At 72.4% G+C, this 6,000-nt stretch carries 6 protein-coding genes; 4 read left to right on the top strand and 2 right to left on the bottom strand.

The features are described 5' to 3' along the window. Positions 1-125 precede the first annotated feature (125 nt). The gene (locus tag ACWEPF_RS35250; RefSeq protein ID WP_345290756.1) at positions 126-1,115 is read right to left on the bottom strand and encodes a DEDDh family exonuclease; all 990 of its coding nucleotides are present in this window, start codon (positions 1,113-1,115) and stop codon (positions 126-128) included. 175 nt (positions 1,116-1,290) lie between these two features. Here ACWEPF_RS35250 and ACWEPF_RS35245 point away from each other — a divergent pair, with 175 nt between their 5' ends. The 4 genes from ACWEPF_RS35245 (at position 1,291) to moaA (ending at position 5,644) form a co-directional block, all read left to right on the top strand. Next, positions 1,291-2,334, top strand: coding sequence for a zinc-dependent alcohol dehydrogenase family protein (locus ACWEPF_RS35245; RefSeq protein ID WP_345290755.1), 1,044 nt, complete (start codon positions 1,291-1,293; stop codon positions 2,332-2,334). Between the two features lie 201 nt (positions 2,335-2,535). After that, positions 2,536-2,892 (top strand): DUF485 domain-containing protein, encoded by a 357-nt coding sequence (locus ACWEPF_RS35240; protein ID WP_345290754.1) that lies wholly within the window; start codon positions 2,536-2,538, stop codon positions 2,890-2,892. Then, positions 2,889-4,514: a solute symporter family protein gene (locus ACWEPF_RS35235; RefSeq protein WP_345290753.1), complete on the top strand. Its 1,626-nt coding sequence runs from the start codon at positions 2,889-2,891 to the stop codon at positions 4,512-4,514. Before ACWEPF_RS35240 ends, ACWEPF_RS35235 begins: the two co-directional genes overlap by 4 nt. A gap of 140 nt (positions 4,515-4,654) precedes the next feature. Further along, entirely contained in the window at positions 4,655-5,644 is a 990-nt protein-coding gene (gene moaA / locus ACWEPF_RS35230; protein ID WP_345290752.1) for a GTP 3',8-cyclase MoaA, read from the top strand. 82 nt (positions 5,645-5,726) lie between these two features. On the opposite strand, the gene ACWEPF_RS35225 is transcribed toward moaA, so the two are convergent. Continuing rightward, positions 5,727-5,984, bottom strand: coding sequence for a hypothetical protein (locus tag ACWEPF_RS35225; RefSeq protein WP_345290751.1), 258 nt, complete (start codon positions 5,982-5,984; stop codon positions 5,727-5,729). Positions 5,985-6,000: the final 16 nt, after the last annotated feature.

The following is a 6,000-nucleotide window of genomic DNA, read 5'->3' as shown; positions in this document are numbered from 1 at the left end:
AGGAACTGCGCGCGGGGGAACGGCACCACGTGCAACTGGCTCGCCTGCCCCGATCCCACGCCGGTCCGCCTTCCGGACTCGCGCAGTTCCTCGCGCCCCCGGTCGCTCGACCACGTGCCCCGGTCCTACGCCTCGTGCGGAGCGACCTCGCGGAGGAGGTGGAGGAAGGCGTCCTCGCCGATGACCGGGGTGCCGTACTCGCGGGCCTTGCGGGCCTTGCCGCTCCAGCTGTCGGCCTCGTTGGTGACCAGGAGGCTGGTGAGCCGGCTGACGGAGGAGGCGATGTGGAGGCCGGCCTCGATGGCGCGGTCCTCCAGCAGCTCGCGGTCGGTGGCGGTGTCGCCGGTGATGGCGACCCGCATGCCCTGCATCAGGGGGCGGCCGTCGACCCAGCGCCCCGGGTTGGGGTAGGGGCAGGCGGGGCGCTTGCGGCCGGGGCGGTAGGAGGAGCCGTAGGAGCGCCCGGCGGAGGCCGGGGCGGGGGAGTCGTCGAAGTCGGTGACGGCGACGCAGGTGGTGAGCGGCAGCGGGATGGCGAACTGACGGGCCAGCAGCAGGCTGGGGCGGAAGGCCTCGGCCAGCACCCGGGCGTCGTCGAGCGCGTTGTGGGCCTGGCGCTGCTGGACGTCGAAGTGGGCGGCGAGGCTGGCCAGCTTGCCGTTGGGCAGCGGCAGGCCGAGGTCGCGGGAGAGCACCATGGTGCAGATCCGCTGCTCGACCGGGGCGCGCAGCCCGGCGCGGGAGAACTCGCGCGAGATCATGTTCCAGTCGAAGAGCGCGTTGTGGGCGACCATCACCCGCCCGGCCAGCCGCTCGGCGAACTCGGCGGCCACCTCGGGGAAGGTCGGGGCGTCGGCCAGGGCGGCGCTGGTGAGGCCGTGGATCCAGGTCGGCCCGGGGTCGCGCTGGGGGTTGACCAGGGTGTACCAGTGGTCGGTCACCTCGCCGTGCGCGTCCAGCTGGTAGACACCGGCGGAGATCACCCGGTCCTGCCGGCCGAGGCCGGTGGTCTCGACGTCGACCACGGCGAAGCCGGGGCCGTCCTCGGGGGTGCGCTGGGCCGGGAACGGCGCGGCCCAGGAGGGCTCGTCGTCCGGGGGCTGGATCGCGTACATGGAGAACCACTTTAAGGGCGCGCGCCCACACCGATGGCCGAACGGCCCGTTCAGCGGCGGTGGGGGCGCGGAAAGTGGCGAACCCGACATCGGGATCCATCAGGAATACCGTGGGGGAGGAAGAACGTCCTACCGGACGGCACCACCTGAACACCAGCACGAAGGAAGACCCCTCATGCGCGCCACCGTCATCCACGGCCCCCACGACATCCGGATCGAGGAGGTGCCCGACCCGCAGGTCAGCCGGCCCACCGACGCGGTGGTCCGGGTGCTCAACGCCTGCATCTGCGGCAGCGACCTCTGGGCGTACCGCGGCGTGGCGAAGCGTCAGCCCGGCCAGCGGATCGGGCACGAGTTCCTCGGCGTGGTCGAGGCGGTCGGCTCCGAGGTCTCCACGGTGAAGGCGGGCGACCTGGTGGTGGCCCCCTTCGTCTGGTCCGACGGCGTCTGCGACTACTGCCGCGAGGGCCTGCAGACCTCCTGTCCGCACGGCGGGTTCTGGGGCGAGCCGGGCTCCGACGGCGGCCAGGGCGAGGCCGTCCGGGTGCCGTTCGCCGACGGCACGCTGGTGCGGCTGCCCAAGGAGGCGGCCACCGACGAGGCGCTGCTGCCGCACCTGCTGGCGCTCTCCGACGTGATGAGCACCGGCCACCACGCGGCGCTGGCAGCGGGCGTGCGCCCCGGCTCCACCGTCGCGGTGGTCGGGGACGGCGCGGTCGGCCTGTGCGGCGTGCTGGCGGCCCAGCGGCTCGGCGCCGGGCGGATCATCGCGCTCGGCCGGCACGAGGCCCGCACCGCGATCGCCCGGAAGTTCGGCGCCACCGACGTGGTGGCCGAGCGCGGCGAGGCCGCGATCGAGGCCGTCCGCGAGCTGACCGGCGGTCAGGGCGCGCACGCCGTCCTGGAGGCGGTCGGCACCGAGGAGTCGATGCGCACCGCGATCTCGATCACCCGGGACGGCGGCGGGGTCGGCTACGTCGGCGTGCCGCACGGCGGCAGCGCGGGCGTGGACATCAGCCAGATGTTCAACCGCAACGTCCGGCTCGGCGGCGGTGTCGCCCCGGCCCGCGCGTACATCCCCGAGCTGCTGGCGGACGTGCTGGCCGGGAGGATCGAGCCCGGTCTGGTCTTCGACCGCACCGTCGGCCTGGACGAGGTCCCCGAGGGTTACCGGGCGATGGAGGACCGCGAGGCGCTGAAGGTCCGGATCAGCTTCTGAGGCGCAGGCGCCTGACGCGCCCTCAGGAAGGCGGTACCGCTGCGGCGGTGCCGCCTTCCTGATGTTGTGCGGCCCAACCTCGGCCCGGGGTCTGTCGTGCCCGCCTCAGCAGGCCCTACCATGCAGCGGCATCACGACTGTGACGCCCCTCACGTCCATTCGTTCCCCACTGTGCCGCCGACACATCACAGGAGACGCCGAGTGGAAACCCCATCGACCGCCGAGGACGCGACGCCCACGGAAGTCCAACTCATCGAACAGAGCGAGGAGTTCGCCGCCCTGAGGAGGGCGTTCCGGGGGTTCGTCTTCCCGGTCACGGCGGGCTTCCTGCTCTGGTACCTGCTGTACGTGCTGCTCTCCAGCTACGCCCACGACTTCATGGCGATCAAGCTCTTCGGCGCGATCAACATGGCCCTGCTGCTCGGCCTGCTCCAGTTCGCCTCCACCTTCGGCATCGCCGCCTGGTACGCCCGGTACGCGGACCGCCGACTCGACCCGAAGGCCGCCGCGATCCGCGAGCGCGCCACCGTCGTGAGCCCGCGGGAGGCCGCCGAATGAACGCCCTCGCCACCACCCACCTCGCCACCGCGGCCACCGAGCACCGCGGCCTGACCATGACGCTGTTCGGCCTCTTCGTGCTCGCCACCCTGGGCATCACGATCTGGGCCGGCCGCCAGACCAACGACGCCGCCGACTTCTACGCCGGCGGCCGCGGCTTCACCGGCTTCCAGAACGGCCTGGCGATCTCCGGCGACTACATGTCCGCCGCCTCCTTCCTCGGCATCGCCGGGGCCATCGCGCTCTTCGGCTACGACGGCTTCCTGTACTCCATCGGCTTCCTGGTGGCCTGGCTGGTCGCCCTGCTGCTGGTGGCCGAGCCGCTGCGCAACTCCGGCCGCTACACCATGGCCGACGTGCTGGCCTTCCGGATGCGCCAGCGCCCGGTGCGCACCGCGGCGGGCATCTCCACCATCGTGGTGTCGATCTTCTACCTGCTGGCCCAGATGGTCGGCGCCGGCTCGCTGGTCGCCCTGCTGCTCGGGGTGAGCGGGGACGGCGCCAAGCGCTGGACCATCGTCGCGGTCGGCGCCCTGATGGTGATCTACGTCGCCATCGGCGGCATGAAGGGCACCACCTGGGTGCAGATCGTCAAGGCCGTGCTGCTGATCGCGGGCACCGCGCTGATGACCGTCCTGGTGCTGGCCAAGTTCGACTTCAACGTCTCGCACCTGCTGCAGGCCGCCGCCGACCAGGCGGGCAAGGGCTCGGCCTTCCTGGAGCCCGGCCTCAAGTACGGGGCGACGGGCACCAGCAAGCTGGACTTCCTCAGCCTGGGCCTGGCCCTGGTGCTCGGCACCGCCGGCCTGCCGCACATCCTGGTCCGCTTCTACACCGTGCCCACCGCCAAGGCGGCCCGGAAGTCGGTGCTCTGGGCGATCGGCATCATCGGCGGCTTCTACCTGATGACCCTGGCCCTGGGCTTCGGTGCCGCCGCCCTGGTCGGACCGAAGACCATCAAGGCCTCCAACGCGGCCGGGAACACCGCCGCCCCGCTGCTCGCCGAGAACCTCGGCGGCGGCGCCGGGACCACCGGCGGTGCGATCCTGCTGGCCGTCATCTCGGCCGTCGCCTTCGCCACCATCCTGGCCGTGGTGGCCGGTCTCACCCTGGCCTCCTCGGCCTCCTTCGCCCACGACCTGTGGGCCAACGTGATCCGCAAGGGCAAGGCGGACGAGAAGGAGGAGGTCCGCTCGGCCAAGCTGGCCGCGATCGGCATCGGCGCGGTGGCGATCGTGCTCAGCCTCTTCGCCGACAAGCTCAACACCGCCGCCCTGGTGGCGCTGGCCTTCGCGGTGGCCGCCTCGGCCAACCTGCCCACCCTGCTCTACTCGCTGTTCTGGAAGCGCTTCAACACCACCGGTGCGGTCAGCTCGGTCTACGCGGGCCTGATCAGCTCGGTGACCCTGGTGTTCTTCTCCACCGTGGTCTCCGGCGGCAAGAACTCGCTCTTCCCGCACAGCGACTTCCACTGGTTCCCGCTGGAGAACCCGGGCCTGGTGTCCATCCCGATCGGCTTCCTGGCCGGCTGGCTCGGCACCGTGCTGTCCAAGGAGCAGGCCGACCCGGCCAAGGCCGCCGAACTGGAGGTCCGCTCGCTCACCGGACTGGGAGCACACTGAGAGGAGCTGACCTAGTCGCAGCCGGTCGGTCCCGCCCGCCGGATACGGAGCGGCCGCGAGGGATCGCGGCGTTAAGCTGGCCCGGCCCGCCGACACCGGCGGCCGGGCCAGTCGCGCTCCAGGGAAGGGGGCCGAGCACCGTGCTCCTCGACACCTACGGCCGGCAGGCCGTGGACCTCAGGGTTTCCCTGACGGACCGCTGCAACCTCCGCTGCACCTACTGCATGCCCGAAGAGGGCCTGCAGTGGCTCGGCAAGAGCGAGCTGCTGACGGACGAGGAGATCGTCCGCCTGGTCTCCCTCGCGGTCCGTGAACTCGGCGTCCGCGAGGTCAGGTTCACCGGCGGCGAGCCGCTGCTCCGCCCCGGCCTGGTGGGCATCGTGGCCGCCTGCGCCGCGCTGGAGCCCCGCCCCGAGCTCTCCCTCACCACCAACGGCATCGGCCTGGCCCGGACCGCGACCGCCCTCAAGGCGGCCGGCCTGGACCGGGTGAACGTCTCGCTGGACACCCTGGACCCGGAGCTGTTCCACACCCTGACGCGCCGTCACCGTCACCACGACGTGCTGGACGGCCTGGCCGCCGCCGAGGCCGCCGGGCTCACCCCGGTCAAGCTCAACGCGGTGCTGATGCGCGGGGTCAACGAGCACGAGGCACCCGCCCTGCTCGGCTGGTGCCTGGAGCGCGGCTACCAGCTGCGCTTCATCGAGCAGATGCCGCTGGACGCCCAGCACGGCTGGGACCGGTCGCAGATGGTCACCGCCGAGGAGATCCTGGAGCAGCTGCGCACCCGCTTCGAGCTCACCCCCGAGCCCTCCTCGATCCGCGGCGCCGCCCCGGCCGAGCGCTGGCTGGTCGACGGCGGCCCGGCCACCGTGGGCGTGATCGCCTCCGTCACCCGGCCGTTCTGCCGGGCCTGCGACCGCACCCGGCTGACCGCCGACGGCCAGGTCCGCAACTGCCTCTTCGCGACCGGGGAGACCGACCTGCGCACCGCCCTGCGGGACGGCTCCGGCGACGCCGAGCTGGCCGCGCTCTGGCGGGCGGCGATGTGGGGCAAGAAGGCGGGCGCGGGGATCGACGACCCGGACTTCCTCCAGCCCGACCGGCCGATGTCCGCCATTGGCGGCTGACGGCACAGTCGCCATCGGCGGCTGACGGCACGGTCGCCAATGGCGGCTGGCGCTGCGGTCGCCATCGGCGGCTGAGTGGGCGTCAGGCCCCTTCGGGCTCCTGCCAGTCGGCGAGGGCGACGGTGTCCTTCAGGAACCCGCGCACGCCGAGGAACTGGCCCAGGCTCTCCCGGTGGTCCTCACAGGCGAGCCAGGTCTTCTTGCGGTCCGGGGTGTGCAGCTTCGGGTTGTTCCACACCAGCACCCAGACGGCGGGCTGCCGGCAGCCCTTCGCCGAGCAGACCGGCGGACCCTCCGGGCCGTCAGCCGGGCCGAAGAGGTTGATCGAGGGGCTGTCCATGGAGCTGCCGTTCCCA

The organism is Kitasatospora sp. NPDC004289, assembly GCF_053602875.1.
The sequence above is the reverse complement of the archived record's forward strand: the minus strand, read 5'-3'. Positions and strand labels throughout refer to the sequence as shown.